This window comes from Stenotrophomonas chelatiphaga (assembly GCF_001431535.1).
Classification (GTDB): Bacteria; Pseudomonadota; Gammaproteobacteria; order Xanthomonadales; family Xanthomonadaceae; genus Stenotrophomonas; species Stenotrophomonas chelatiphaga.
Genome location: NZ_LDJK01000008.1, coordinates 73,224 through 97,887 on the forward strand (window position 1 = coordinate 73,224; position 24,664 = coordinate 97,887).

21 protein-coding genes and 1 pseudogene are annotated in these 24,664 nt (G+C 67.3%); 16 read left to right on the forward strand and 6 right to left on the reverse strand.

What is annotated here, in order from left to right:
• Positions 1-77: 77 nt before the first annotated feature.
• From ABB28_RS03140 to ABB28_RS03150, 3 genes and pseudogenes are all read right to left on the reverse strand, one after another.
• Complete coding sequence (locus tag ABB28_RS03140; RefSeq protein ID WP_057507224.1) at positions 78-881, reverse strand: SDR family NAD(P)-dependent oxidoreductase; 804 nt, start codon at positions 879-881, stop codon at positions 78-80.
• Positions 882-931: 50 nt separating this feature from the next.
• Positions 932-2,464, reverse strand: a pseudogene (locus tag ABB28_RS03145) (GMC family oxidoreductase); the annotation flags it as partial.
• Positions 2,458-3,801 (reverse strand): alpha/beta hydrolase, encoded by a 1,344-nt coding sequence (locus ABB28_RS03150; RefSeq protein WP_057507226.1) that lies wholly within the window; start codon positions 3,799-3,801, stop codon positions 2,458-2,460. The pseudogene ABB28_RS03145 and the gene ABB28_RS03150, both read right to left, overlap by 7 nt.
• Before the next feature lie 221 nt (positions 3,802-4,022).
• On the opposite strand from ABB28_RS03150, the gene ABB28_RS03155 reads away from it, so the two are divergent.
• From ABB28_RS03155 to ABB28_RS03195, 9 genes are all read left to right on the forward strand, one after another.
• Positions 4,023-5,864, forward strand: a complete 1,842-nt coding sequence (locus ABB28_RS03155; RefSeq protein ID WP_083491891.1) for a glycoside hydrolase family 15 protein — start codon at positions 4,023-4,025, stop codon at positions 5,862-5,864.
• Positions 5,865-5,903: 39 nt separating this feature from the next.
• Positions 5,904-6,797: an SDR family oxidoreductase gene (locus ABB28_RS03160; RefSeq protein ID WP_057507227.1), complete on the forward strand. Its 894-nt coding sequence runs from the start codon at positions 5,904-5,906 to the stop codon at positions 6,795-6,797.
• Between the two features lie 370 nt (positions 6,798-7,167).
• Positions 7,168-7,809 carry a 2Fe-2S iron-sulfur cluster-binding protein gene (locus ABB28_RS03165; protein ID WP_057507228.1) on the forward strand — a complete coding sequence of 214 codons (642 nt, stop codon included), beginning with the start codon at positions 7,168-7,170 and terminating at the stop codon, positions 7,807-7,809.
• 1 nt (position 7,810) lies between these two features.
• Entirely contained in the window at positions 7,811-8,758 is a 948-nt protein-coding gene (locus tag ABB28_RS03170) for an FAD binding domain-containing protein (protein ID WP_057507229.1), read from the forward strand.
• A gap of 31 nt (positions 8,759-8,789) precedes the next feature.
• On the forward strand, positions 8,790-10,976 hold the full coding sequence (locus ABB28_RS03175) for a xanthine dehydrogenase family protein molybdopterin-binding subunit (RefSeq protein WP_057507230.1): 2,187 nt from the start codon (positions 8,790-8,792) through the stop codon (positions 10,974-10,976).
• Positions 10,977-11,024: 48 nt separating this feature from the next.
• Entirely contained in the window at positions 11,025-12,107 is a 1,083-nt protein-coding gene (locus ABB28_RS03180; protein WP_057507231.1) for an alpha/beta hydrolase, read from the forward strand.
• Positions 12,104-12,580: a (R)-mandelonitrile lyase gene (locus ABB28_RS03185; RefSeq protein WP_083491892.1), complete on the forward strand. Its 477-nt coding sequence runs from the start codon at positions 12,104-12,106 to the stop codon at positions 12,578-12,580. The genes ABB28_RS03180 and ABB28_RS03185 overlap by 4 nt, the downstream gene beginning before the upstream one ends.
• Positions 12,581-12,674: 94 nt before the next feature.
• Positions 12,675-13,334: a carboxymuconolactone decarboxylase family protein gene (locus tag ABB28_RS03190; RefSeq protein ID WP_211260350.1), complete on the forward strand. Its 660-nt coding sequence runs from the start codon at positions 12,675-12,677 to the stop codon at positions 13,332-13,334.
• A gap of 61 nt (positions 13,335-13,395) precedes the next feature.
• Positions 13,396-14,562, forward strand: coding sequence for an aldo/keto reductase (locus ABB28_RS03195; RefSeq protein WP_057507233.1), 1,167 nt, complete (start codon positions 13,396-13,398; stop codon positions 14,560-14,562).
• Between the two features lie 31 nt (positions 14,563-14,593).
• On the opposite strand, the gene ABB28_RS03200 is transcribed toward ABB28_RS03195, so the two are convergent.
• Positions 14,594-15,487 (reverse strand): LysR family transcriptional regulator, encoded by an 894-nt coding sequence (locus ABB28_RS03200; protein WP_057507234.1) that lies wholly within the window; start codon positions 15,485-15,487, stop codon positions 14,594-14,596.
• Positions 15,488-15,696: 209 nt separating this feature from the next.
• Between ABB28_RS03200 and ABB28_RS03205 the strand changes: the two genes are divergently transcribed.
• Genes ABB28_RS03205 through ABB28_RS03215 form a run of 3 tightly spaced genes read left to right on the forward strand, consistent with a single transcriptional unit; the run spans position 15,697 to position 18,606 of the window.
• The gene (locus ABB28_RS03205; protein ID WP_245625260.1) at positions 15,697-16,158 is read left to right on the forward strand and encodes a flavodoxin; all 462 of its coding nucleotides are present in this window, start codon (positions 15,697-15,699) and stop codon (positions 16,156-16,158) included.
• Between the two features lie 19 nt (positions 16,159-16,177).
• Positions 16,178-17,170 (forward strand): aldo/keto reductase, encoded by a 993-nt coding sequence (locus ABB28_RS03210; RefSeq protein WP_057507236.1) that lies wholly within the window; start codon positions 16,178-16,180, stop codon positions 17,168-17,170.
• Between the two features lie 20 nt (positions 17,171-17,190).
• On the forward strand, positions 17,191-18,606 hold the full coding sequence (locus ABB28_RS03215) for an MFS transporter (protein WP_057507237.1): 1,416 nt from the start codon (positions 17,191-17,193) through the stop codon (positions 18,604-18,606).
• Between the two features lie 27 nt (positions 18,607-18,633).
• Here the strand turns inward: ABB28_RS03215 and ABB28_RS03220 are convergent, their stop codons facing one another.
• Both ABB28_RS03220 and ABB28_RS03225 read right to left on the reverse strand, forming a co-directional pair.
• Positions 18,634-19,182, reverse strand: a complete 549-nt coding sequence (locus ABB28_RS03220; RefSeq protein ID WP_057507238.1) for a TetR/AcrR family transcriptional regulator — start codon at positions 19,180-19,182, stop codon at positions 18,634-18,636.
• Positions 19,183-19,186: 4 nt separating this feature from the next.
• Positions 19,187-20,716 carry an MFS transporter gene (locus tag ABB28_RS03225; protein ID WP_057507239.1) on the reverse strand — a complete coding sequence of 510 codons (1,530 nt, stop codon included), beginning with the start codon at positions 20,714-20,716 and terminating at the stop codon, positions 19,187-19,189.
• A 159-nt stretch (positions 20,717-20,875) separates the two neighbouring features.
• On the opposite strand from ABB28_RS03225, the gene ABB28_RS03230 reads away from it, so the two are divergent.
• Genes ABB28_RS03230 through ABB28_RS03245 form a run of 4 tightly spaced genes read left to right on the forward strand, consistent with a single transcriptional unit; the run spans position 20,876 to position 24,662 of the window.
• Positions 20,876-21,598, forward strand: a complete 723-nt coding sequence (locus ABB28_RS03230; RefSeq protein ID WP_083491893.1) for a DUF3348 family protein — start codon at positions 20,876-20,878, stop codon at positions 21,596-21,598.
• Positions 21,588-23,675 (forward strand): hypothetical protein, encoded by a 2,088-nt coding sequence (locus ABB28_RS03235; RefSeq protein WP_057507241.1) that lies wholly within the window; start codon positions 21,588-21,590, stop codon positions 23,673-23,675. Before ABB28_RS03230 ends, ABB28_RS03235 begins: the two co-directional genes overlap by 11 nt.
• Positions 23,672-24,310, forward strand: coding sequence for an OmpA family protein (locus ABB28_RS03240; RefSeq protein WP_057507242.1), 639 nt, complete (start codon positions 23,672-23,674; stop codon positions 24,308-24,310). Before ABB28_RS03235 ends, ABB28_RS03240 begins: the two co-directional genes overlap by 4 nt.
• Positions 24,300-24,662 (forward strand): DUF2894 domain-containing protein, encoded by a 363-nt coding sequence (locus ABB28_RS03245; RefSeq protein ID WP_057507243.1) that lies wholly within the window; start codon positions 24,300-24,302, stop codon positions 24,660-24,662. The genes ABB28_RS03240 and ABB28_RS03245 overlap by 11 nt, the downstream gene beginning before the upstream one ends.
• Positions 24,663-24,664: the final 2 nt, after the last annotated feature.

Here is a 24,664-nt window from a genome sequence, read left to right on the forward strand (position 1 = left end):
GGGGATGTTCTTAGGCATCATCGCCCTTCGATGGCGTTGCCGGCCAGGGGCCGGCACTACCCTGCTGCCACCCCGCCCTACCCGGCCAGCGTGAACACCGAGCCCGAGTCGACCCGGATGTTGGCGCCGTTGATGAAGCTGGCGCGCTCAGAGCACAGCAGCAGCACCGCGGCGGCAACCTCTTCCGGCCGCCCGCGGCGCTTGAGCACCATGCCGGGGCGCTCTTCGTCCAGGAAGCTGCGCACCGCCTCGTCGAACGACACGCCCTTTTCCTTGGCGCGCTTGTGCATCATCGCGTCGGTCATCGGCGTATGGATGAAGGCCGGTGACACGGTATTGATCATGACGTTGTCCTTGCCGTACTGCTTGGACAGACCCTTGGCCAGGCTCAGCACGCCCGCCTTGGAGGCGCAGTACGGCAGCTCGTCGGTATAGGGCTGGACGGCATCTTCCGAGGCGAACAGCACGATCCGCCCCCAGCCCTTTGCGCGCATCGCGGGAATGGCCTGGCGGCACATGCGCACGGCGCCCATCAGGTTGATGTCCAGCGTGCGCAGCCAGCCCGCATCGTCCACATCGAGAAAATCGCCGGTGGCACCGGTGACGCCCGCCGCGTTGACGTAGATGTCGGGGTCGCCCAGCCTGCTGCGCACCGTGGCCCAGATCCGCTCGACATCGTTGGCATCGGTGACATCACCGGCAACGGCCATCACCTCGCCCAGCGGCGTCAGCTCCTGCAGGGCCTCATCAAGCGTGCCGTCAGCCACGTCGGTGATCGCAACGCGCACGCCCGCCTGCAGCAGTTCGCGTGCGCTCTGTTTGCCCATGCCCGAATCAGCGCCGCTGACCAGCGCAATGCGCCCTTCTATTCCGAGATCCATGATGTGTCCTTGTTGGGGGAGGAAGTGGTGCCCCGGGGCGGCCGCGCCTGCAGGAAGCGCTCGGCCGTACGCAGGCCCAGCGCCATCTGGGTCAGCGCCGGATTGGCGGCCAGCGCGCTGGGGAAGATGGAGTTGTCGCAGATGTACAGATTGGGGATGTCGAAGCTGCGCCCGTCGGCGTCCACCACGGCCGTGTCGGCCGAACCGCCCATCCGGCAGGTGCCCAAGGTGTGTGCCGAGCGCGCGGCGGCGAAGATGCCCGTCGCACCTGCGGCTTCCCAGATGCGGCCCAACTGGGCCTGCGCGTGCGCGTCCAGCGCCTTCTCGTTGGGTCCATAACTGAAGTCGACCCGCGCACGGCGCATGCCGAATGCATCCTGTTCATCGCTGAGGGTCAACCGGTTCCCGTCCTGCGGCAGGCACTCGCCGTTGATGCCGATACCGGCCAGGTGCCGGTAGGAGGACAGGGCATCCACCAGCGGCTGGCCCCACAGTCCTGCGCCGCGGGCAAAGGTGTTGGCGAGTGTCGCCGGCTGCACGCCCAGGCTCTGTACCAGGTAGCCGCCAACGAAAGAGGCGTCCTGCGGGCGAACGAAATCCTCCGTGATGAGCGAGGACGGGTAGCCGCGGTTCATGCACATGTCCGCGTCGAACGCCCCCCACACTTGGGTGGCCACGTGGGCCATGAAGTTGCGCCCGACCTGGCCGCTGCTGTTGGCCAGCCCCAGGTTGAGCAGCAGGCGCGGTGTCTCCACGCCGCCTGCGCACAGGAAAGCGGCCGAGCACTTCACCCGGTGCAGGCGATGCTCGCGCTGGTAGACCACCGCGCTGATGCGGCCACGGGTGTCGCGCTCAAGGTCCACGACCCGGCTTTCATCGCGGACGGTGGCGCCGTGTGCCCTCGCCCACGGCAACCAGGAGGTATCCGTGCTGGCCTTGGCGCCATTGCTGCAGCCCTGATGGCACGCACCACAGTTGTTGCAGGCGTGGCGCAGGCCCCAGTGCGCCTGCTGCCGGGCCTGGCTGACCAGCGCGGCCGGCGCATCGGTGGCGCGCACGCCCAGCGCATTGCAACCGCGCTGCATGGCCTGCGCCGAGGCATTGCGCGGCACGGGCGGGTAGTTGTACTGGCGGGCCGTGTCCCATGGGTAGTGCGCCGGGCCGGATACGCCGATGAACGCCTCGACCCGTTGTAGGTAAGCCAGCAACTCTGCTGCTGCGATGGGCCAATCTGCCCCCTGCCCTGTCAGCGAGCGCAGGCGCAGGTCGCGCGGGTCAGGGCGTGGACAGAACGCGCCCCAGTGCAGCGTAGACCCGCCCACACCCTGGCCGGAATTGTTGGCGCCGAAGGCGGTAGGGGTCTGGCCGCCACTGAGGCGCTCCTCCATCCAGTAGATGTCGGTGGCCAGTTCGTCGGCAAGGTGATCATCCGGGCTGAAGGTGCGGCCCGCTTCCAGCACCAGCACCGATACCCCTGCCTCCGCCAGGCGGGCTGCCAGCGGCGCGCCGCCGGCACCGCTACCGATGATGACCGCATCGACCGACCCGGCCGGTGCGCGGCCCTGCTCAGCACCCCTCAGCATCGGAGTTGCCACGCATCGATCGTGCCCGCTTCGGTGTGCTCGTAGCCTTGACTGTGCGCACCCTTGCCGCCGACGGCAAAGCCGTCGTAGCCGATGCTGGCCCAGGTGGAGGGAAGGCTCATCCATGTCCTGGCAAACAGCGCCCGCGCATCTTCGAACCACTGGGCCCACTGCGCCGGATCCAAGGCGCCGCCCGGCGGCGCAATGGCACTCTGCCGTTGCACCTGGTCAAGCAGGGCGTGCTGCGCGGCAGCGTCCAGCGTGGTGAATCCATTGGCGGCCGCATCCAGTTGATCCAGCGCCTGCGCCCATGCGTCCGCATCGGCGGGCAGGTCGGCAAAACGCCAGCCGTCGCTTTCCTGGTTCACCAATGCGTGGCCGACGCGCAGCGCCAGGTCGGCGGCATCGGCGCCGGGCACAAGGCGCGCCGCCAAGGCGGTGAGCACGGCCAGATGGCGAGCGGGCAGCGCCGATTCCTGCAGCGGCAGCGGCGTGGCATGGCGGGCCAGCAAGCGGGCTCGCATGCGCGGGGCGACGCGCTCGGCGTCCAGCAGTTGGACGAACGCTGCGGGCAACGCGGACGCAGCCAGCGGCAGTGCCCACGCTGCGATGCGCTGGGCAAGCCAGTCGGGCTGCTCGAGCGGAATCAGATGCGCGGCGTCTGGCACGACGTCGACCGACGCGTGCAGATAGTGCGGTACGTTCAGTGCGCGTTGCCCCGCTTCGCCGAGGTCGCCGTCCTCGGCGCCGGCGATTATCAGCGCCGGTACGCGTAGATGTGCGGCCTGGTGCTGGCGATGCTCGCGGCTGCCGCGTTCCAGCCAGGCACGCCAGGCGATGGGATCGGTTCGCAGCACATCCACGATGGCCCCTTCGCGGGCAGCGCCGGCCAGCGGACGGTGCGTGTTGGCGTCGATGAATTCTTCAGCATGGGCCCGGGTAGGCGCGCCCGTGGCGAACCAGTCCAGCATCTTCGCGCGTCGCGCCTCCTGCATGGGTTCCGGGCACGGCGGCGATGCCGCCACCAGCACCACGCCGCTCAGGCCTGCCAGCCCCTGCACGCCGTCGCGACTGCGTGCGGCAAGCAGCGTGGCGATCTTGCCGCCCATGCTGTGGCCGACGGCGAACCAGCAGGTGGGTGCACGCGCGGTCACTTCCTGCTGGAACCAGTCCACCAGGGCATCGATGTCTGTCGCGTTGCCCGCGGCAGTGCCGCCAAAGCCAGGAATATCCAGTGCGACACACTCGAACTGCTCGCCCAGGGCGCGCTGTACGGCACGCCATTCGCGATGACTGGCGCCGAGGCTGTGCAGGAGAAAAAGAACGGGACGTTGCATGAAAACCTCGTCGTGTAGCGAGGCGAGCATGGTCGCCGGCGTGTCCACGCCGCGTGCAAACAGGTGTCAACGCAGTGCAGTGATCACATGGCGTTGAGCCCTGCCTCACCCTGCCTGCGCGTGCGGCTGTCTAGCTTCAATGCACCCCACGTCTGGACATCCACCATGTGCTTCCCCCGTGCTGTTTCGGCAGCCATGCACGCTTGCCGGAAGGTGCGTTGATGTCGACGCTGCCCGAGGCCACCCACCCCGCTGGCACCCCACACCGCGAAGCGCCGATTGCCATTGACCGCAGGCAGGACGGCGCGCTGCCGATCGAACAGTACTCGGCGCTGGGCGAAGGGCGCTCGGTCGCATTGACCGGCTGCGACGGTTCCATCGACTGGTGGTGTGCGCCGAACATGGACAGCCCGCCGCTGTTTGATCGCCTGCTGGATGCCACCAACGGTGGCTACTTCAGTATTGCGCCCACCGAGCCCTGCACCGTCGAACGGCGCTACCGGGCGGAGAGTAATGTGCTGGAAACCGTGTTCACCACGGCATCTGGCCGTGCGTCGTTGACCGAATCGCTGAACAGCGGCAACGCGGGCCGACTGCCGTGGTGCGAGCTGGCGCGGCGCATCGAGGGCCTGGAGGGCGAAGTACGTTTCGCCGTGCGGATGTGCCCCGGTACGCGCGCGCAATCGGCCAGCCCCTACTGCTCTTCCATCGGTGAACACGTGGTCTTCCATGTGCAGCGGCTGCTGGGCGTGATGATCCATCATCCGGCGCTGCAGCTGCAGTGGACCGACGAAGGCGCAAGCGGTGAATGCACCGTCAGCGCCGGTGGGCGCGTGACCGTGGCGCTGGTGGTGGGCGAGGATGAGCCGCTGGTGGCACCTTCGGTGGAGGAAGTGGATGGCCGCATCGACCTGACCGACCGTGAATGGAAAGCGTGGGCCCGCAACGTGTCCTACGGCGGGTGGGACCGCGCCACGTTCGTTCGCAGCACACTGGCGCTGAAGCTGCTGCTGTACTCGCCCTCCGGTGCCATTGCCGCTGCCGCCACTACCTCTTTGCCCGAGCGCATTGGCGGCGACAAGAATTTCGATTATCGCTACGCGTGGGTGCGCGACGCCGGATACACCATCCAGGCGTTCCTCGCCGCAGGCCTGGAAGCAGAATCCAAGGCGGCTTTCACCTGGCTGCTGCGCCAGCTGCGCCGCCATGGGCCGAAGGTGGTCTTCACCCTGGATGGCGAGAAGGTGGAGCCGGTGCAGGAGCTGCCCATGCATGGCTACCGCAATTCGCAGCCGGTGGTGAAAGGAAATCTTGCCGGCGAACAGCACCAGCACGGCATCTACGGCGATATCTTCGAGACCGCATTCTGCTTCGTGGCCGCGGGCAACATCCTGGATGGCGCCAGCGCAGAGCTGCTTTCCCGGATCGCGGACCTGTGTGCTGACCACTGGCGCGCGAAAGATTCCGGTATCTGGGAACTGCCGGAGCTGGAGCATTACACGATGTCCAAGATCAGCTGCTGGCAGGCGCTGGCGCGGGCGGTCGAGTTGGCCGACCAAGGCCAGCTGCCGACCACCTGCCGTGACCGCTGGCAGCGCGAACGTGACCGCATCAGTGAATGGATCGAAACCAACTGCTGGTCCGACTCCCTGCAGGCCTACGAAATGTATCCCGGCAGCGGCAGGCTGGACGCAGCACTGGCGTTGGCCGTGCGCTTCCGTTTCGACGGCAGGGACCGCCTGCTGGCCACCCTGCGTGCCATCGACCGTGAGCTGGGCCAGTCGGGCTTCCACTACCGCTACTCGGGCATGGCCGAGGAGGAAGGCTGCTTCATCGCCTGCTCCTACTGGATGGCCGAGGCCTACGCACGACTGGGCTTCGTCGCGGACGCGCGCGACCGCGTGGATGCGTTGAACGGCGCCCTCGGCCGCTGCCAGGGCGTGCTCAGCGAAATGGTGGACCCCGCCACGGGCCACTACCTCGGCAATACCCCGCAAGGCTTGAGCCATCTGGCCCAGGTGATGGCCATGGCCACCATTGCAGACGCCCTGGGCTGCCCATGAGCCGCCTACTCTCCCCCCGCTCCACAACAAGGATCGACAATGAATGATCGCCTGAAAATGCAGGACCCGCGCAGCCAGTACCCGCAGCCGCCCTTCCCCGCCCAGCCGCAGGCGGTGCCGGGCAAGGCCGCGGCAATGGATCCGGTGCCGGACCACGGTGAAACGAGCTACCAGGGCTCGGGCAAGCTGAGCGGACGCCGCGCACTGATCACCGGCGCCGACAGCGGCATCGGCCGGGCAGCCGCCATTGCCTACGCCCGCGAGGGTGCTGATGTGGCCCTGTCCTACCTGCCCTCCGAAGCATCGGATGCAGAGGAAGTCTTTGCCCTGATCGAAGCCGAGGGCCGCAAGGCGCTGGCACTGCCGGGTGACATCACCGATCCGGAATGGTGCAGGACGATGGTGGAGCGCACGGTGGAAGCGTTCGGCGGCCTGGATATCCTGGTGGTCAATGCGGCCCGCCAGCAGTACCGCGACAGCATCGCCGAGCTGAGCGCGGAGGACTTCGACAGGACGATGAAGACCAACCTCTACGCCATGCACTGGATCTGCCAGGCGGCCGTTCCGCACCTGCCGCCGGGTGCGGCGGTCATCACTACCGCCTCGGTGCAGGCGTATGACCCCTCCGCCATCCTGCTCGACTACGCCACCACAAAGGCCGGCATCGTGGCCTATACCAAGGCGCTGTCGGCGCAGCTTGTGGAGAAAGGCATCCGTGCCAACGTGGTGGCGCCCGGCCCGTTCTGGACGGCGTTGCAGCCATCCGGTGGGCAGCCGACCGATGCGGTGACGAAGTTCGGCACGCAGGTCCCGATGAAGCGCCCGGGGCAGCCGGTGGAAATCGCGCCGGTCTACGTGCTGCTGGCCAGCCAGGAAGGCAGCTACCTGACCGGTGAAGTCTTCGGCGTGACCGGTGGTGCGGGCATCGCCTGACCGACAGCATTGGCGCAGGTGGATGCCTGCGCCAATCTGGGCGCTCCAGCTCGGCAGGTCCTCACGGTCCGCCCTCGTCATACCGCCGCCTGCATGCCGCAGCGCCGGCGCCGGCCTCGCAGCGTCGTTGCATTGATGCACTGGGCACATAAGAGCATTCGCGAATCGTGCGGTTTTCGATACCACTGCCTCGGCTAGGATCGTTGCAGTGAGCTTGACCACGCGTCCGATTCGTTGCGCCCCTTCCACGGCGAGTCGGTGCCAGCACCTTCCTGCCAGCTGAGAGGCCCAGCATCATGACCCTGCTTGCCCGGGCGTACGCACGCCCTGATACCTGCGTGACCGGAAACCATCCCGAGGCGCTTCGCCCATGACGGATGTTCGATTGACCCGAAGAGAGCTGCTGGCGATGGGCGCTACGACTACGGCCGGCGCCGTGGCAGTGCTCAGTCCCTTGCCTGCGCGTGCGACTGCAAACGAAGGTCAGTCGAGAACGTCGCCGGTCAATGAATCCACGGTCTCGCTCGAGGTCAACGGGCGGCCCGTGGTGCTGCAGGTCGACAACCGCAGCAGCCTGCTTGACGTGCTGCGCGAGCAGCTGCGCCTGACCGGCACCAAAAAGGGCTGCGACCAGGGGCAGTGCGGCGCCTGCACGATCCTCGTCGATGGTCGCCGGATCAATTCCTGCCTGACCCTGGCGATCATGTTCGACGGTGCATCCATCACCACCATCGAAGGTATTGTAACGGCGGGACAGACTCACCCGCTGCAACGGGCATTCGTGAAGCACGACGGCTACCAGTGCGGCTACTGCACTCCGGGACAGATCTGCTCGGCGATTGGCGCCCTGGATGAGATCGAGCGCGGCGTTCCCAGCTTCGCCAGTGACGATCCCGCCGCCATGCCGAAGCGGACGGAACATGAAATCCGCGAGCGGATGAGCGGCAACCTGTGCCGCTGTGGCGCGTACCCCAACATCGTCGCGGCGATCATCGAAAGCGCGGAGTCCTGAGATGAAACAGTTCACGTTCGAGCGGGCGACGTCGCCTGCCGATGCCGTCGAGAAAGCTGCCCGAACACCGGGGGCGCGCTTCATCGCAGGCGGCACGAACCTGCTGGATCTGATGAAGCTGCAGATCGAGTCTCCTGCCCACCTGATCGACATCAATGCCATCGGCCTGGACACCGTGGAATCAACGCAGGACGGCGGGCTGCGGATCGGCGCACTGGTCCGCAATGCGGACCTGGCCGCGCACCCGCGCGTGCGCAAAGAATACGGCGTGTTGTCCTCGGCCCTGGTATCAGGCGCATCCGGCCAGCTTCGAAACCGGGCTACGACCGGGGGTAACCTGCTGCAACGCACGCGCTGCCCCTACTTCTACGACACCAACCAGCCGTGCAACAAGCGCATGCCCGGGTCAGGCTGCGCCGCCCTCGGCGGTTACAGCCGCCAGCTGGCCGTCGTGGGGGCCAGCACGGAGTGCATCGCCACCCATCCCAGTGACATGGCCGTGGCGCTGCAGGCGTTGGGCGCGGTGGTGGAAACACAGCAGCCGGGTGGATCGAGCGGCCAACACACGCTGGAGGCGCTGTATCGGGCGCCTGGTACCACCCCGCACCTGGAGACGGCGCTGGTGCCAGGTGAACTGATCACCGGGGTCCGCCTGCCTTCGCCCCCTGCAGGCCGGCAGGTCTACCGCAAATTGCGCGACCGCGCGTCCTACGCCTTTGCGCTCGTATCGGTCGCGGCAATCGTCGAAGACCAGCAGATGCGCGTGGCCGTGGGCGGTGTATCCCACCGGCCATGGTCGCCCCCCGGCGGTGGCAGACAGGCGGCTCCGGCGATCATCTCCGCCCTGCGTGCCGAGGCGGCGAACTCCGCGATTGCCACCGAACAGAACCGCTTCAAGCTGGATCTCGTCGAGCGCAGTCTGGCGTCGATCCTCAACCGCACGACGTGATGCGCCATCTTCGGATGGAAGGAGCAACAACGTGAAGTTTGACCAACCCGCAGGCGAAAATCCGATCGATCGGCAAACCGTGGTCGGGCAGCCCGTGGACCGCATCGACGGTCCGCTCAAGACCGCCGGCCAGGCCCGCTATGCGTACGAACAACATGACGTGGCGGCAGGCCAGCTCTACGGGGTGATCGTTGGCGCCGCCATTGGCCATGGGCGCCTGCTTGACATCAATACGGAGGGTGCGCGCTCTGCGCCCGGCGTTGTCGCCGTGCTGACCGCGCGCAACGCAGGATCTCTCGGAAAGGGGGAGTTCTATGCCGCGACCGCGTTGGTGTCCGATGCGGTATCGCATTACCACCAGGCGGTTGCCGTGGTGGTGGCCAGCACGTTCGAGCAGGCCCGCGCCGCCGCGCACCTTGTCCACCCCCGTTACGAAAGAGTGCGCGGCGCCTTTGATCTTTCGTCCGCGGTATTCCCCGAGGAGCCGCCGGCCAACAGCCCCGACGTGCACATCGGCGATTTCGACGCCGCCTTCGCAGCCAGTGCCGTGACGGTCGATGAGACCTACCAGACACCCGACCAGTCCCACGCCATGATGGAGCCGCATGCCACGGTAGCCACCTGGAATGATGGCAAGCTGACGATCTGGACTGCGATCCAGATTGTTTCGTGGGGCATGCGTGATCTGTCGAAGATTTTCGGCATCCCGCAGTCCGACATCCGGATCATTTCGCCCTACATCGGTGGGGGCTTCGGTGGCAAGGCCAGCGTTCTCAGTGATGCTGTGCTGGCGGCAGCGGCATCACGTCTCTGCGGCCGCCCGGTCAAGATCACGCTCGAGCGCAACCTGATGTTCAACAACACCTCGCACCGACCGGCCACCCGACAGCGCGTACGGATCGGCGCGGACAGGATGGGGCGGCTGCAGGCGATCGGCCATGAGACCTGGTCCGGCAACCTGGTCGGCGGGCCCGCGGAGCGCTCCACGATCCCCACCGCATCCCTGTACGCCGGGGCGAACCGGCTGCTGCGTACACGGCTGGCACGGCTGGACCTGCCCGAAGGCAATGCGATGCGCGCACCGGGTGAAGCCCCCGGCCTGATGGCCTTCGAGGTGGCGATGGATGAGCTGGCGGAAAAGCTGCAGCTCGACCCGCTTGAGCTGCGACTGCGCAACGATACGGACGTCGACCCAAGCCTGGGCAAACCGTTCAGTACACGTCGTTTCGCCGATTGCCTGCGGATCGGTGCGGAGCGCTTCGGCTGGCACCGCCGCGCGCGCGTGCCCGGCTCGGTCCGCGACGGGGATGAGCTGGTGGGGCTTGGCCTGGCCAGCGCCATCCGCGGCAACAACGTGACCAACTCAGCGGTGCGTGTCCGCCTGCAGGCCAGCGGCAGGCTCATCGTTGAAACGGACATGACCGACATCGGCACCGGCAGCTATACGATCATCGGCCAGACCGCAGCGGAGATGCTCGGGCTGCCGCTTGAGCGCGTGGATGTGCGACTGGGGGATTCCACCTTCCCCAGGGCATCGGGCTCGCTCGGCCAGCGCGGTGCCAACAGTTCAACGTCAGGCGCCTTCGCGGCATGCCAGAAGCTGCGGGAGATGCTGTGCGCGGCCGCCGGCGCGGATCCTGCCGACTGCGGGTTCCAGGGCGGTGATCTGCTTCAGGAGGGCAGGCGCACGCCGCTGCAGCAGTTGGTGGTGGGGCGCGAACTCGTCGCCGAGGATGGCATCGACTTCGACACGGCACGGGGCGGCCTGGCCCACCAGACGTTCGGCGCGCATTTCTGCGAGGTGCGGGTCAACCGTTTCACCGGCGAACTGCGCGTTACGCGGATGCTGGCGGTATGTGCGGCAGGCCGCATCCTCAATCCGAAGACGGCGCGCAGCCAGGTCATCGGGGCGATGACGATGGGCCTGGGCGGCGCATTGATGGAATCGCTCGCGGTGGATCGGCGCCTGGGCTACTTCGTCAACCATGACTTGGCAAGTTACGAGGTCCCGGTGCATGCGGACATCGTTGACCAGCAGGTGATTTTCATCGATGAACTCGATCCCCATTCCTCGCCGATGAAAGCCAAGGGCGTGAGCGAACTCGGCATCTCCGGAGTGGCAGCGGCCGTTGCCAATGCGGTCTACAACGCGACCGGCGCACGCGTACGGAGCTACCCGATCACGATCGAGAAGATCTACCCGCACCTGCCTGCCTGAGACGCAGGCAGGCCCGCGCAGATCACACCCCTGGCTGAAAGGAACACCATGACCCGAACCCTCCTGCGCGTCGCCGTTCTTGCGGCGACGACGAGTCTGATGGCAGGCAATGCCGCAGCTGCAGACTATCGCCTCAATCCGTACTCGCTGGCTTACGAGGGGGCCCTGACCACCAATGCGGCCGGACAGGTCAACATCTATCCGGTGGTCTACCCGCTCAACGGGCTGGAGATCGCGGCGAACATCTATACCCCGGCGGGGTATCCGTCGGCTCGCCCCTACCCTGCGGTGGTCGTGGCGCATCCCAACGGCGGGGTGAAGGAACAGGTTGCCGGGCTGTACGCCCAGCGTCTGGCCGAACAGGGTTACATCGCCATTGTCGCCGATGCAGCCTACCAGGGCGCCAGTGGAGGGACACCACGCAACGTGGACAAGCCAGCCTTCCGCATCGAAGACATCCATGGCATGGCGGACTTCATCGCGCGTTACCCGGGCGTGGATGGCGCGCGCCTGGGCCTGCTCGTCCTCTGCGGTGGCGGCGGCTACTCACTGGCCGCTGCGGCGACCGACAAGCGCTTCAAGGCGGTGGCCACCATCAGCATGTTCAATTCCGGGCGCGTGCGCCGGAATGGGTACGCCGATTCTCAGCTGCAGACCATCGCGCAACGGCTCCGGCAAGCGTCCGACGCGCGATCCCGGGAAGCGTCCGGCAACGCAGTGCCCTATTCCGGCGATGCCGACCTTTCCGACGAGCAGATCGCTGCACTTCCTTTCGATCTTTACCGGCAGGGATACGCGTACTACTGGAAGACCCATGCGCACCCCCGCTCCACCTTCCGCTACACCACCAGCAGCCTGATGGATCTCATGCGCTGGGATGCGACCGACCAGATCGCACTGGTCGACCAACCGCTGCTGATGATTGCCGGCAGCAAAGCCGACAGCCTGTACATGTCAGAGGATGCGTTCGCCAAAGCGACCGGCAACGCAGACAAGGAGTTGTTCAGGCTGGAGGGTGCGACCCACATTGAGACCTACTGGATGCCGCGTTACGTCAATGCTGCCGTCAGCAAGCTGGCGAGCTTCTACGTACGCACCCTGGCGCCGGCAGCCACCGGAGCGCGCTCATGATCAGGCTGGTGGTGGGCATCGCCCTGGCCATGACCGCCCCCTTTGCACAGGCCGATACAGCGGTGGCCGACGAACAGACCATCATCCGCAAAGGCACCCGGCCGGCCGTGAGCGGACCGGCGGATCGGTTCACCGGCAACGTGCGGGTGGAGCCGCTTTTTGCTGCTGACCGGGAGATCCCGGCAAGCGCGGCCTACGTGACCTTCGAGCCGGGGGCACGCTCGGCATGGCACGTGCACCCTGCCGGGCAACGGCTGGTTGTCGTCGCCGGTGTGGGCCTTACCCAGCAGTGGGGAAAGGCCGTGCAGGAAATCCATCCCGGCGATGTGGTGGTATGCCCGGCAGGTGTGAAGCACTGGCATGGAGCAGCGCCCGACAGCCCGATGACCCACCTGGCAGTGGGCGGCGGGTCCGAAGGAAAACCCGTTCAGTGGATGGAGGCCGTCACCGATGACCAGTACCACGCGCGCTAAGCCCCGCTGGCTGTGCATGGCCGTTGCCTGCGCCGTAGCGACCTTGTCCGCCCCCTCTGCGCAGGCAAGCGACAACCCCGCGGAATCTTCGAACATGACCGTATCCCAGCCAACCTCGCAGCATCTGACCGTGCGTCAGCAGTCGATTCCCCTCATCACCGCTGCTGGCGCCACCGGCAACCTGCCGCAACTGGACATCGCACTGAATCGCGGCCTCGATGGCGGCCTGTCCATCAGCGAGACGAAGGAAATCCTGGTGCAGCTGTATGCCTACGCAGGCTTCCCGCGCAGCCTCAACGCACTGGGCGAATTGATGAAGGTGGTCCAGGCGCGCCGGCAGCAAGGCATCGCAGATGCTCCAGGCCGCGAGCCATCCCGCGTGGTGCCTGTCGGCGATGCGTTGCTGGCCGTCGGCACGGCCAACCAGACCCGTATTTCCGGTGCACCGGTCAAGGGCCCGGTCATGGAATTCGTACCCGTGATCAACCAGTACCTCCAGGCGCACCTGTTCGGAGACATCTTCGAGCGTGACAACCTGGACTGGCAGAGCCGCGAACTGGCGACCGTCGGCGCGCTGGCGGCGATGCCGGGCGTGGAGGCCCAGTTGCGCTCGCACATGGCAGCCAGCACCCGCGTGGGGTTGTCCATCGCCCAGCTGCGGAAGGTCGTGCAACTGCTGGAAGACGCCGGTGACGCGCCGGCAGCAGCACGGGCGCGCGATGCCCTGGACCAGCATGTCGCCGCCTCGCGCTGACCCGCCGCACCGCCGCACTGCCCAGGCAGACGCGCCCCGCCAACCTGACGTGGAGTCCACGATGACAAACCAACCAACCGATTCAAACCGACGCAGGCTGCTGATCGGTGCAGCCACACTGGCCGCCGCCCCGATGGCCGCCTCGCTGGTGCCCGGACACGCCTCTGCCACGCAGCGCACCGCGCGCAATGCTGGCACCGCGGCGGCGCCCGCTGTCCTGACCCGGCGAAGGAAGCTGGGCGCGCTGGAGGTTTCCGCCGTGGGCCTTGGCGTGCAGAACATGAGCCGTACCTACCAGACCACCGTGCCGTCGCGCAGCGAAATGCACAACATCATCCGCACCGCGTTCGACCGCGGCCTCACCTTCTATGACGCGGCGGAAGCTTACGGTCCGCACGAGGTGGAGCGGATCCTTGGCGAGGGCGTCGCGCCGTTCCGCGACGAGATCGTGATCGCCACGAAATTCGGCTGGAACATCGACCTGCAGACCGGTGCGCGGGGGCCGGGCCTGATCAGCCGGCCCGACCATATCAAACAGGTGGTGGACGGCATGCTGACCCGCCTGCGCACCGACCGTATCGATCTGCTGTACCAGCACCGCGTCGATCCGCAGGTGCCGATCGAGGATGTGGCCGGGGCGATCAAGGACCTGATGGATGCCGGCAAGGTGCTTCACTGGGGGCTGTGCGAAATGGGGCCGCAGACCCTGCGTCGGGCCCACGCCGCGCTTCCGGTGACGGCCGTGCAGAGTGAGTACTCGCTGCTGTGGCGCGGGCCGGAGCAGCAGGTGCTGGGCATCTGCGAGGAACTGGGCATTGGCTTCGTGCCGTGGAGTCCGTTGGGCGTGGGCTTCCTGACTGGCGCCATCGACGAGAAAACCCGTTTCGCGCAGGGCGACATCCGCGGCAATGAAACGCGGTTCACCCCGGAAAACATCACCCACAACCTCGCCCTGGTACGCGTCCTGCAGGCCTGGGCCGAACGCAAGGGCGCTACGCCAGCGCGCATCGCATTGGCCTGGCTGTTGGCACGCAGGCCGTGGGTCGTGCCGATCCCCGGCACCACCCAGATGGCCCACATGCTGGACAACATCGGCGCGGCAGACGTGGTGCTCAGCAGCGGCGAACTGCTGGCGCTGGACGCGGCCGTTGCCCAGGTCACGGTGCAGGGCGAACGCCTGCCGCCTGCGGTGCAGGTCTTCAGTGACGTGGAGGCACCAACCCGGTAACGCCACTGCCAACCGACCGCATGCGATGGCCTCAGCCTTCGTACCGCAGGGCATCGCGCAGCAGCGTAAATGCGGGCGACGACTGCCGGCGGCTGGGGTAGTAGAGGTGGTAACCCGGGAACGGGGGGCACCAGTCCGCCAGCACCCGCACCAGTGCGCCGGATTCGATGTGGGCATGCACCAGGTCCTCGGGCATGTAGGCCAGCCCGAGGCCTTCCAACGCTGCTGACAGGCGCATGGCGATGTTGTTGAACACCAGCTGCCCCTCGACCCTGACCTTGAGCTCCTGCCCCTTCTTCTCGAACTCCCAGGCGAAAATTCCGCCATGCGTCGGCAGCCGGATCGTGATGCAGTTGTGCTGGGTAAGCTCATGCGGCGATTTCGGCCTGGCGTGCCGCCCGAAGTAACCGGGCGAGCCGACCACCGCCATCCGCAGCTCGGGGCCGACCCGCATCGCGATCATGTCCTTGGCCACCTGCTCGCCCAGGCGTATGCCAGCGTCATACCCTTCGGCGACGATGTCGGTCAGCCCGTAATCGACGATCACCTCGATGTTCAGATCCGGATGGTCGGGCAACAGGCGCCCGAGCACGGGCTGCATGATGGAGATCGCCGCATGTTCACCCGCGGTGATGCGCAGGCGTCCGGCCGGCTTGTCACGGAACGCGTTGAGCTGGGCCAGCTCAGTGTCGATCTCTTCGAATCGTGGAGCGATCACCCGCAGCAGCTGTTCACCCGCTTCGGTCGGCGACACGCTGCGGGTGGTGCGTGACAGCAGCCGCACGCCAAGGCGCTCTTCCAACTGGCGCATGGAGCGGCTCAATGCCGGCTGGGACATACCCAGCTGCGCGGCCGCACGGGTGAAGCTGCGCTCGCGCGCCACCAGCGCGAACATCGCCAACTGGTCGTAGTTCTCGACACCCATTGATGCAGCCCCGATATAAGCGATATCCGATTATGCCACTACAAGCCGAAGTCCGGCGGGCGTAGATTGGCTGCATGACGACTTCATCGCACAATGCAGGCCGCAGAACGGTCATCGCCGCCATGGCAGCGCTTCCGTTGGGGTGCACTGCCGCGACGTCGGACTCACCCGGTGCTGCAGCCACCCTGCCCCGCAGCGGCGCGCGCACGTTGGTTGCTTACTTTTCGCGCTCGGGCAACACCCGGGTCATCGCTGGCCTGATCCATCGTAGTCAGCCCAGTGACCTGTTTGAAATCCAGCCTGCCGCGGCTTACCCGGATGATTATCTGGAGACGGTCGCACAGGCCCGCCGCGAACGCGACGAGGGCGAAGAGCCCGCCTTGCAGGCCCTGATTCCCGGCATCGCCGACTACGACACGGTGTACCTGGGCTTCCCCATCTGGGGCGAGACTGCGCCGCCGATCATCCGCTCGCTGTTGTCGCGGCACGACCTGCGTGGCAAGACGCTCATACCGTTCATCACCCATGGCGGCTTCGGCGTCGGCAGCAGCCTGCGCGTGCTGGGCGAGCACGCACCCGGTGCGCGTATCCAGGACCCCTTCACGATGGAGGCCGACCAGGAGCGCAGGACCATGGAAACCGTCAACCGCTGGTTGCAGAAATCAGCATGAACATAACCCGGAGCGAACGATGAAAATGCGTACACTCGGCCAGGGCCTGCAAGTGTCGGCCCTCGGCCTCGGCTGCATGGGCATGAGCGCGAATTATGGCCCGGCCGCGGACAAGCACGAGATGATCGCGCTGATCCGCAGCGCCGTGGAACGCGGCGTCACTCACTTCGACACGGCCGAGGTCTATGGGCCGTACGTCAACGAAGAGCTGCTCGGCGAGGCGCTGCAGCCAGTGCGCGAGCAGGTGGTCATCGCCACCAAATTCGGTTTCGATCTGGATCCTGTCACGCGTGCCCGCAGCGGCGGTACCAACAGTCGTCCCGAGCAGATCAAGGCGGTCGCCGAGGCAAGCCTGAAACGCCTCCGTACTGACCGCATCGATCTTTTCTACCAGCATCGCGTTGACCCGGCGGTGCCGATCGAAGAGGTCGCTGGCGCCGTCAAGGACCTGATCCAGGCTGGCAAGGTGAAGCACTTCGGGCTGTCCGAGGCCGGCGTGCAGACCATCCGCCGCGCCCACGCGGTGCAGCCGGTGACCGCGCTGCAGAGCGAGTTCTCGCTGTTCTGGACCGAGCCACGGCAATCGCTGCTACCGGTGCTGGAGGAACTCGGCATCGGCTTCGTGCCGTTCAGCCCACTGGGTGCTGGATTCCTGACCGGCAAGATCGATGCGACAACGCAGTTCGACGCGAGTGATTTCCGCAATGCGGTTCCGCGCTTTTCAGCCGAGGCGCGTCGCGCCAACATGACGCTGGTGGATGTGGTCAAGGCGCTCGCAGCCGACAAGGGAGCGACGCCTGCCCAGGTCGCGCTTGCGTGGCTGCTCGCGCAGAAGCCCTGGATCGCCCCGATTCCGGGCACCACCAAGCTGCACCGGCTGGAAGAAAACCTGGGCGCGGTGGACCTGGTGCTGGACCCCGCTGACCTGCAGCGCATCGACCAGCAGCTGGCCAGGATCCGTATCAGCGGTGATCGACTGCCCGAAGCGGCCATGAAGATGACCGGCCGCTGATCGCGTTGGCACAGGACCCCATGAACGCTGAAGAAAATCGGTCCGCGCACCAGGCTGCGGTGCTTGGCATCATCCTGACCAGCTACCTGCTGATCATCCTGGACGTATCGATCGTCATCACCGGCCTTCCGCGCATCCAGCAGGAGCTCGCTTTCTCACACGCCCAGCTGGCCTGGGTGCAGAGTATCTATACCCTGGTGTTTGGCGGATTCCTGTTGTTGGGCGCACGCGCCGGGGACATCCTTGGCCGCCGTCGCATGTTCCAGACCGGCCTGGCCGTCTTTACGCTTGCTTCGCTGGGAGTCGGCATGGCGACCAGCGCGGGCTGGTTGGTGGCAGCGCGTGGCATCCAGGGGCTTGGAGCCGCGATCCTTGCACCGTCCTCGCTTGCGTTGCTGGCCATCCACTTTCCGGAAGGGCCGCAACGTCGGCGGGCGACCTCGCTGTATGGCGCGGTCGCCGGCATCGGGGCCAGCGTGGGACTGGTCATGGGCGGTCTGCTTGCAGACCTGTGGAGCTGGCGCGTTGGCTTCTTCGTCAACGTGCCGGTGGGAATCGCGCTTGCCTTGGCCGGCGCGCGCTACATCGAAGAATCCGAACGCCGCGTGGGCCACTTCGACCTGCTCGGGGCGCTGCTGTCCACCGCTGGATTCGGCGCGCTGATCTGGGGCATCGTCAACGTGGGTGATGTCGGCTGGCAGGACACCCCTTCCCGCATTGCCATCGGTGCGGGAATCACCGCTATCCTGGTGTTCGTGTTGCACGAAGCGCGCGCATCCCAGCCGATCATGCCGCTGCACCTGTTCCGCCACCGGGCGCGTCTTGCCGCTTACCTGGCGCGGTTCCTGCTGCTGGGCGGCATGGTGACGTTCTTCTTCTACTCCACACAATTCATGCAAGGCGTGCTCGGCTTTTCGGCGCTGCAGGCGGGCCTGGGTTTTCTGCCCATGACGCTGGTCAACTTCGCCGCCGCGCTGCACGGCCCCAGGTTGTTGCCCAGGTCCAGCCCCACTGCGCAGATGGTGGCCGGACTCGTGCTGATCGTGGCCGGCATGGCGTGGCTGGCGCAGGTGGATGCCAGCGCCACCTACCTGATGGATGTCGGGCTGCCGATGGTGTTGATCGGTGCCGGACAGGGCCTGTGCTTCGGGCCGTTGACCGCCGCCGGCGTTGCCGGAACAACACCGCAGGATGCCGGTGCAGCGTCGGGCGTGATCAACGTGGCCCACCAACTGGGCAGTTCGACCGGACTGGGCGCGATGGCGGCATTGGCGACCGCCGCGCAGGCCGGCGACAGCGGCCCGGACGCCGTCGCGCGCGGAGTCTCGACGGCCCTGCAAGGTGCCACGGTGCTGCTCGCGATGGCGGCGACGGTCGCCCTGTTGCTGTTGGCTTCGACGCGCGCACCGGTTCACGTGGCATCTGGCGCAGAGTAAGCGCGACGCGGCAGCTCGCAGGAGCGCTTATTCCGCCTGCGCCCGCAGCATCGCCATCAGCCGCTGCGCGATGCCGGCACGCACGTCCTCGTCGATCCTGCCGTTGTACATGCCCTCGTATACCCATAGTCCATCGGCCGCCAACCGTGCGATGAAGTTGTCCCAGACCGCCGGATCGGCTTCGCCCGAACGCGGTGGGGGCGGTGCCCAGCGCGCCATGGCTTCGCTCCAGGGGGCGACATCGCTGTCGGGCTGCACCGATTCCAGCATGAAGATCAGCTCGGCGCGGGTCGCGCTGTGAGCCGATACGCGCATGTAGGCCGCATGCCGTTCGACGGCGCTGGCCTGCCCCGCAGGCACGTCGAGCAGTTGCTGCATGGACGCTTCCCACGCCTGCACCAGGTGTTCGTCGATGCCGCGCAGCAAGGCCTCGCGCGAGGGGAAGTGATACAGCAACCCGCCGCGCGTCAGGCCTGATTCGCTGGACACCGATTCGAAGGTCACCGCACGCACGCCATCGCGGTTGATGACCCGCACCGCGGCGTCGAGGATCTTCGTTTTATTGCTGGTTCTCATGCGTTCAATCTACGGCAATCGGTGCGCCGACGCGGCCACCGTGCACGCCGCGCAGCAGCAATGCAGTGAGCAGTGCGCCGATCGCCAGGGCCGCCGCAACCACTCCCAGCACCAGCTGGTATCCGCGGTCGTAAGCGGCATGCACGTCACCCAGCCAGACAGGCGCGCCATCGCCAGCCAGCTGCAGTGCCTGGCCGATGCCTTCGCGCGCGGCAGCCGGCAACGCGGCGTCAGCCGGCAGGAAGGCGCTGTACAGCGCGGCCGCCAGGCTGCCGAGGATCGCCACGGCCAGCAGGCCGCCGAATTCGTAGGCCACCTCTTCCACCGACGAGGCCATACCGGCGCGGTCGGCGGGCGCATTGCCGATGATGGCGGTGGAGGCTACGGAGATGGTCGCGCCCATGCCCACGCCGGTCAGCGCCATGCCGGCGATGACCCAGCCCAGCCCATGCGGGAAACCCAGCGCAACGACCGTCACGCCCACCGCACCACACGCCAGCCCGCCGCTGATCAGCGGACGCAGTCCAACCCGATGCAGGAAGCTGCCGCCCAGCAGCGCACTGGGCAGGCTGCCCATCGCCGCGACGGACACCAGCAGGCCCGCCTGCAGTGGACTGAAGCCGGCCACCAGCTGGAAGCGCTGGGTGGTCACCAGTTGCAGGCCCGCCAGCGCGAACAAGGTGAACACCGCCGCCAGCGTGCCGGACAGGAAGGCCGGGTTACGGAAGATGGCGAAGTCCAGCAAGGGGTACGGCAGCACGCGCTGGCGGCGTACGAAAGCGGCAGCGGCGATCAGCGCCACGGTGGTAGCGATGGCGGCCGTGGCCCACGCAGGCGGTGCGGCAATCACGGATTTGATGCCCAGTACCAGGCATGACAGCGCGCCCAGCGCCAGCAACGAAGACAACAGATCCCAGCGCCGGCTGGAATTCGGCACGCCTTTCGGCGCCAGCACGAGCGTGGCGATGAACGCCAGCACGACCACCGGCACGTTGACCAGGAACACCGAACCCCACCAGAAGCGCGCCAGCAACAGTCCGCCGATGATCGGGCCGAGCGCGGCACCGATGATGGCCACCGAACCCCAGATGGCGATGGCGATGTTGCGTTCGCGTTCTTCGTGGAAGGTCAGCCCGATCAGCGCCAGCGTCGCCGGCATCATCGCAGCGGCGCCCACCGCCAGCGCCGCGCGCGCGGCGATCAACTGCCCGGCGGACTGCGCGAAGGCCGCTGCCAGCGAGGCCGCGCCGAAGGCAAGCAGGCCGATCAGGAACATGCGGCGGTGGCCGATGCGATCGCCCAGGGTGCCGGCCCCGAGCAGCAGTCCGGCCATCACCAGCGGATAGGCATTGATGATCCACAGCTGCTGGCTGTCGCTGGCGGCCAGTTCACTGGCCAGCGTCGGCAGCGCGGTGTACAGCACCGAATTGTCCAGGGTGACCAGCAGCAGGCCGGCGGCCACGGTGAACAGCAGGCTCCAGCGGCGCGCGGGCGACAGCGCGGGAGTGGCGGGGGCGGAAGCGGTCAGCGACATGGATGATCAACAGGGTTGTGTCGGGATGCCGGTACTATACCGGATGTCCGGTACAGTTATGACGCGGCCAGCGCGTGGCCGTTCACGTGCCGGAAGGCGAACCGGCTCAGGCAGCCACCGTGGCAAGCGTGTAAAATCTCGTCTTTTGGCCTCCTGACAATGGCGAAACCGTCACCTCGGCCGCCCGTTGCAGGGCCGCCCCTGATCCGCGCACTGCAGCGGCTTGGCCCTCACGCCGGCCCGGCCGAAAGCCCTGCCCTGCCTGCGGTGTTGGGCAGCTGGGTGGACTGGAACCGCGCCGTTGCCCTCGCACGGGCACTGGATGGCAGCCTTCCCGAGCTGCCGGAACAGCCGGCGGACATCGACGTGGACCGCCTTGTCGAAGAGTGCGCGCGTGCACGCAGCACCCACGCCGAGGCGATCCACGCGCTGGTGGCCGAACTGCAGCAGCCCATGGCACCGGTTGAATTCGAACGCAGGCATGCCGCGCTGCAGCGGGCCCAGCTGACCAGCACCGGCCGCCTGCGTGGGCGCCTGCGTGACACGCTGGCGAGAACGGACGACCACGGCGCACGCCTGGCGGAGATCGATGCGGTGATGGAGCAGGTGCTGGCACCGCGCGAGTACCGGCTGCTGAACCGCCTGCCCCCGCACCTCGCCGCCTGCCTGCCCACCGCGATCAGTGCCGACTCCCCTGCCGTGGACGCCGACGCGGCATCGCCTGCCGCCATGCCCGACCCCCTTCCCGAGCCGTCCTGGCCGCCCGCGCTGCGCGATACCGTGCGCGACCTGCTGCTGGCCGAACTCGACCTTCGTTTCCACCCGATCGACGGGCTGTCCGCCGCCGTCCATCCGCACCGAGCACCGCCCCATGCTGCGTAATGCCCTGCACCTGATCGTTTTCCTCTTCGGACTTGCCGCTGCGGTCTGGATAGGGATCGGTTACATCGGCCACAACACGCTTGGCGCCGCCGTCGCCCTGCTCATTGCCGCGTGCTACTGCGTCGGCGGGTGGGAGCTGCTGCAGTTCCGCCGCGCGACCGACGCGCTGCGTGGTGCCACTGGCAACGCCAGTGAGAGGGAAGACCTGGACAACTGGCTGAAGCGCGTGCCATCCGCCTTGCGCGGCGCAGTGCGGCTGCGCGTGGAAGGCAACCGCAGCGCCCTGCCCGGCCCCGCGCTGACCCCGTACCTGGTCGGCCTGCTGGTGCTGCTGGGCATGCTCGGCACCCTGCTGGGCATGATGGCGACGCTGCGCGGCACCGGCATGGCGCTGCAGAGCGCCACCGACCTGCAGGCCATCCGCGGCTCGCTGGCATCGCCGGTGGAAGGCTTGGCGGTAGCGTTCGGCACCTCCATCGCCGGTGTCGCCGCATCGGCAATGCTCGGCCTGCTCTCGGCCCTGCTGCGTCGCGAGCGCTCGGCTGCGGTGCAGTTGCTCGACCAGCACATCCGCACCGATCTGTCGGTGCATGGCCACGCCTGGCAGCGTGCTGAAGGCCTGCGCCTGATGCAGGACCAGGCGGCCGTGCTGCCCACCCTGGTGCAGCAACTGCAGCAGATGGTGGACGGCGTGCAGCAGGCAGCGGCAGCCAGCCACGCACAGCTGGAGGCACGCCAGGAGGCGTTCATCGCGCGCCACGATGCGGCGCAGGAGCTTCTGGCTGCACGCCTGGAACAGTCCCTGCAGCGCGGCGTACAGACCGGCACTGAAGCCATCGGCACGACGCTGCAGCCGCTGTTGCGCGATGCCCTGCGGAACCTTGAAGCGACCGCCGCGCGTACCCAGTCCAGCGTGACCGATGCGGTCCAGCGCCAGCTGGATGCGCTGCAGGCATCGACGCAGACGGTATCCAGCGACCTGCGCGCCCAGTTCGAAGGTGCGCTCAGCGCGCAGCAGGCCGCCAACGCGGCGCTGGTCACGGCCCTTGGCAGCGCGCTGTCCGGCGTCATCGCCAGCCAGCAGGACGGCACTGATCGCCTGTTGGGCGAGATCGATGGCCGCCTGCGCAGCCAGGTCGAACAGCTTGGGGCCCATTGGGCGACGCTGGCCGAACAGCAGCAGACCGCAGGCAACGCAGCCACTGAACGCGATGCGCTCGCACGTGCGGCAGCGCTGGAGGCGCAGCAAGCCGATGCGCGTGCGCTGCTGGCCCAGCTGCAGGACACCCACCAGGCGCTGCTGGAGCGGACCGAACAAAGCGACCAGGCGCGCCTGCAGCAGTGGTCGCAGGCGTTCACCGCGCTGGCCGAACAGGCGGGTGCGCAGTGGGTCACGCACAGTGAACGGGCCACGGCACAGCAGCAGCACATCAGCGAAACGCTGCAGCAGACCGCCAGCAGCATCGGCGAAGAAGCGCGGCGACAGTCCACCGCCACCCTCGCCGAAATCACCCGCCTGCTGGATGCCGCCAGCGAAGCGCCGCGCGCCGCCGCCGAAGTGGTCGCCGAGCTGCGCCAACGGCTGTCCGAAAGCCTGGTGCGCGATACCGCCCTGCTGGACGAACGCGCCCAGTTGATGGGTACGGTCGGCAGCCTGATGGAGTCGATCCAGGCCACGTCCAGTGCGCAGCGCGTTGCGGTGGACCAGCTGATCGAAAACGCCGCCGGGCTGATGCAGCGCACCGGCGAGCGTTTTGCCGAACAGGTCGACGCCCAGGCGGGCACCCTGCAGCAACTGGTGGGCAGCGTTGCCGACGCCGCCACCGGCAGCCGCGAACTGGCCGCCGGACTGGAAGGCGCCGTGACCGCCTTTACCGCGACCAGCAGCGGCCTGTCGAGCCATCTGGAACAGCTGTCCGGCGCGCTTGACGCTTCGCTGGCGCGCAGCGATGAGCAGCTGGCCTACTACGTGGCGCAGGCGCGTGAAGTGGTCGACCTGAGCCTGCTGTCGCAGAAGCAGATCACCGAAGAGCTGCGCCAGCTCGGCAAGGGCCGCGCGCCGGCAGGGGCCGCATGAGCGATTACGACGAACTGGATGGCGACAGCGGCACGCCCATCTGGGCCGCGTTCGGCGACCTGATGTCGGTGCTGCTGGGTGCCTTCGTGCTGATCCTGGTCGGCGTGGTCGCCATGCAGCTGGAACTGAGCGGGCGGCTGGATGCGGAAACCAAGCAGCGCCAGGCCGCCGAACAGACCCTGGAGCAGGCCTTGGCCGGACCTTTGGCCGGCGGCCGGGTCACGCTGGTGGACGGGCGCATCGGCATCAGCGGCAATGTCCTGTTCGCCCTGAACTCCGACCAGTTGCAGCCGGAAGGACGCGAGGTCCTGCGCAGCCTGGCCGGCCCGTTGAAGGGCTGGCTGGCGCAACGCCAGGACATCCTGATGGTCAGCGGCTTCACCGACGACCAGCCGGTGCACGCGCACAACCGGCAGTTCGCCGACAACTGGGAACTGTCCGCGCAGCGATCGCTGACCGTCACCCGTACCTTGATCGCCGAGGGCCTGCCCTCGTCTTCGGTGTTTGCCGCCGCCTTTGGGGCCGAGCAACCGGTGAGCTCCAACGCCGATGAAGCCGGGCGCGCGCGCAATCGACGCGTGGAAATCGCGCCGATGCCGCGTCCGGGCACGAAGGATTCCGATGATGCGCGATGACCGCGCCGTCACCGGGCTGGCGGGGCTGGTGCGGCAGCTGGAAGCGGGCTCGGCCTCGCTGCCGCATTATCCGCAGCTGCCATCACTGCAACCGATGCGCGATGCCTGGCAGCAGCTGCACGCCGACAGCCGCCTGCGCATCGCCCTGCAGCAGACACCGGCCGAAGGTGGACCGTTGAATTCGGCTGTGCTGGTGCATCGCATGCTCGATGCGATGCAGGCACTCTCGCCAGACTATCTGCGGCATTTCGTTGCCTACGCCGACACGCTGGCGTGGCTGGAACAGCAGCCCCAGCCGACAACGAGCGTGCCGAAGCGCGCACCGCGCAAGCGTACGCCGAAAGCCCGGTAGCG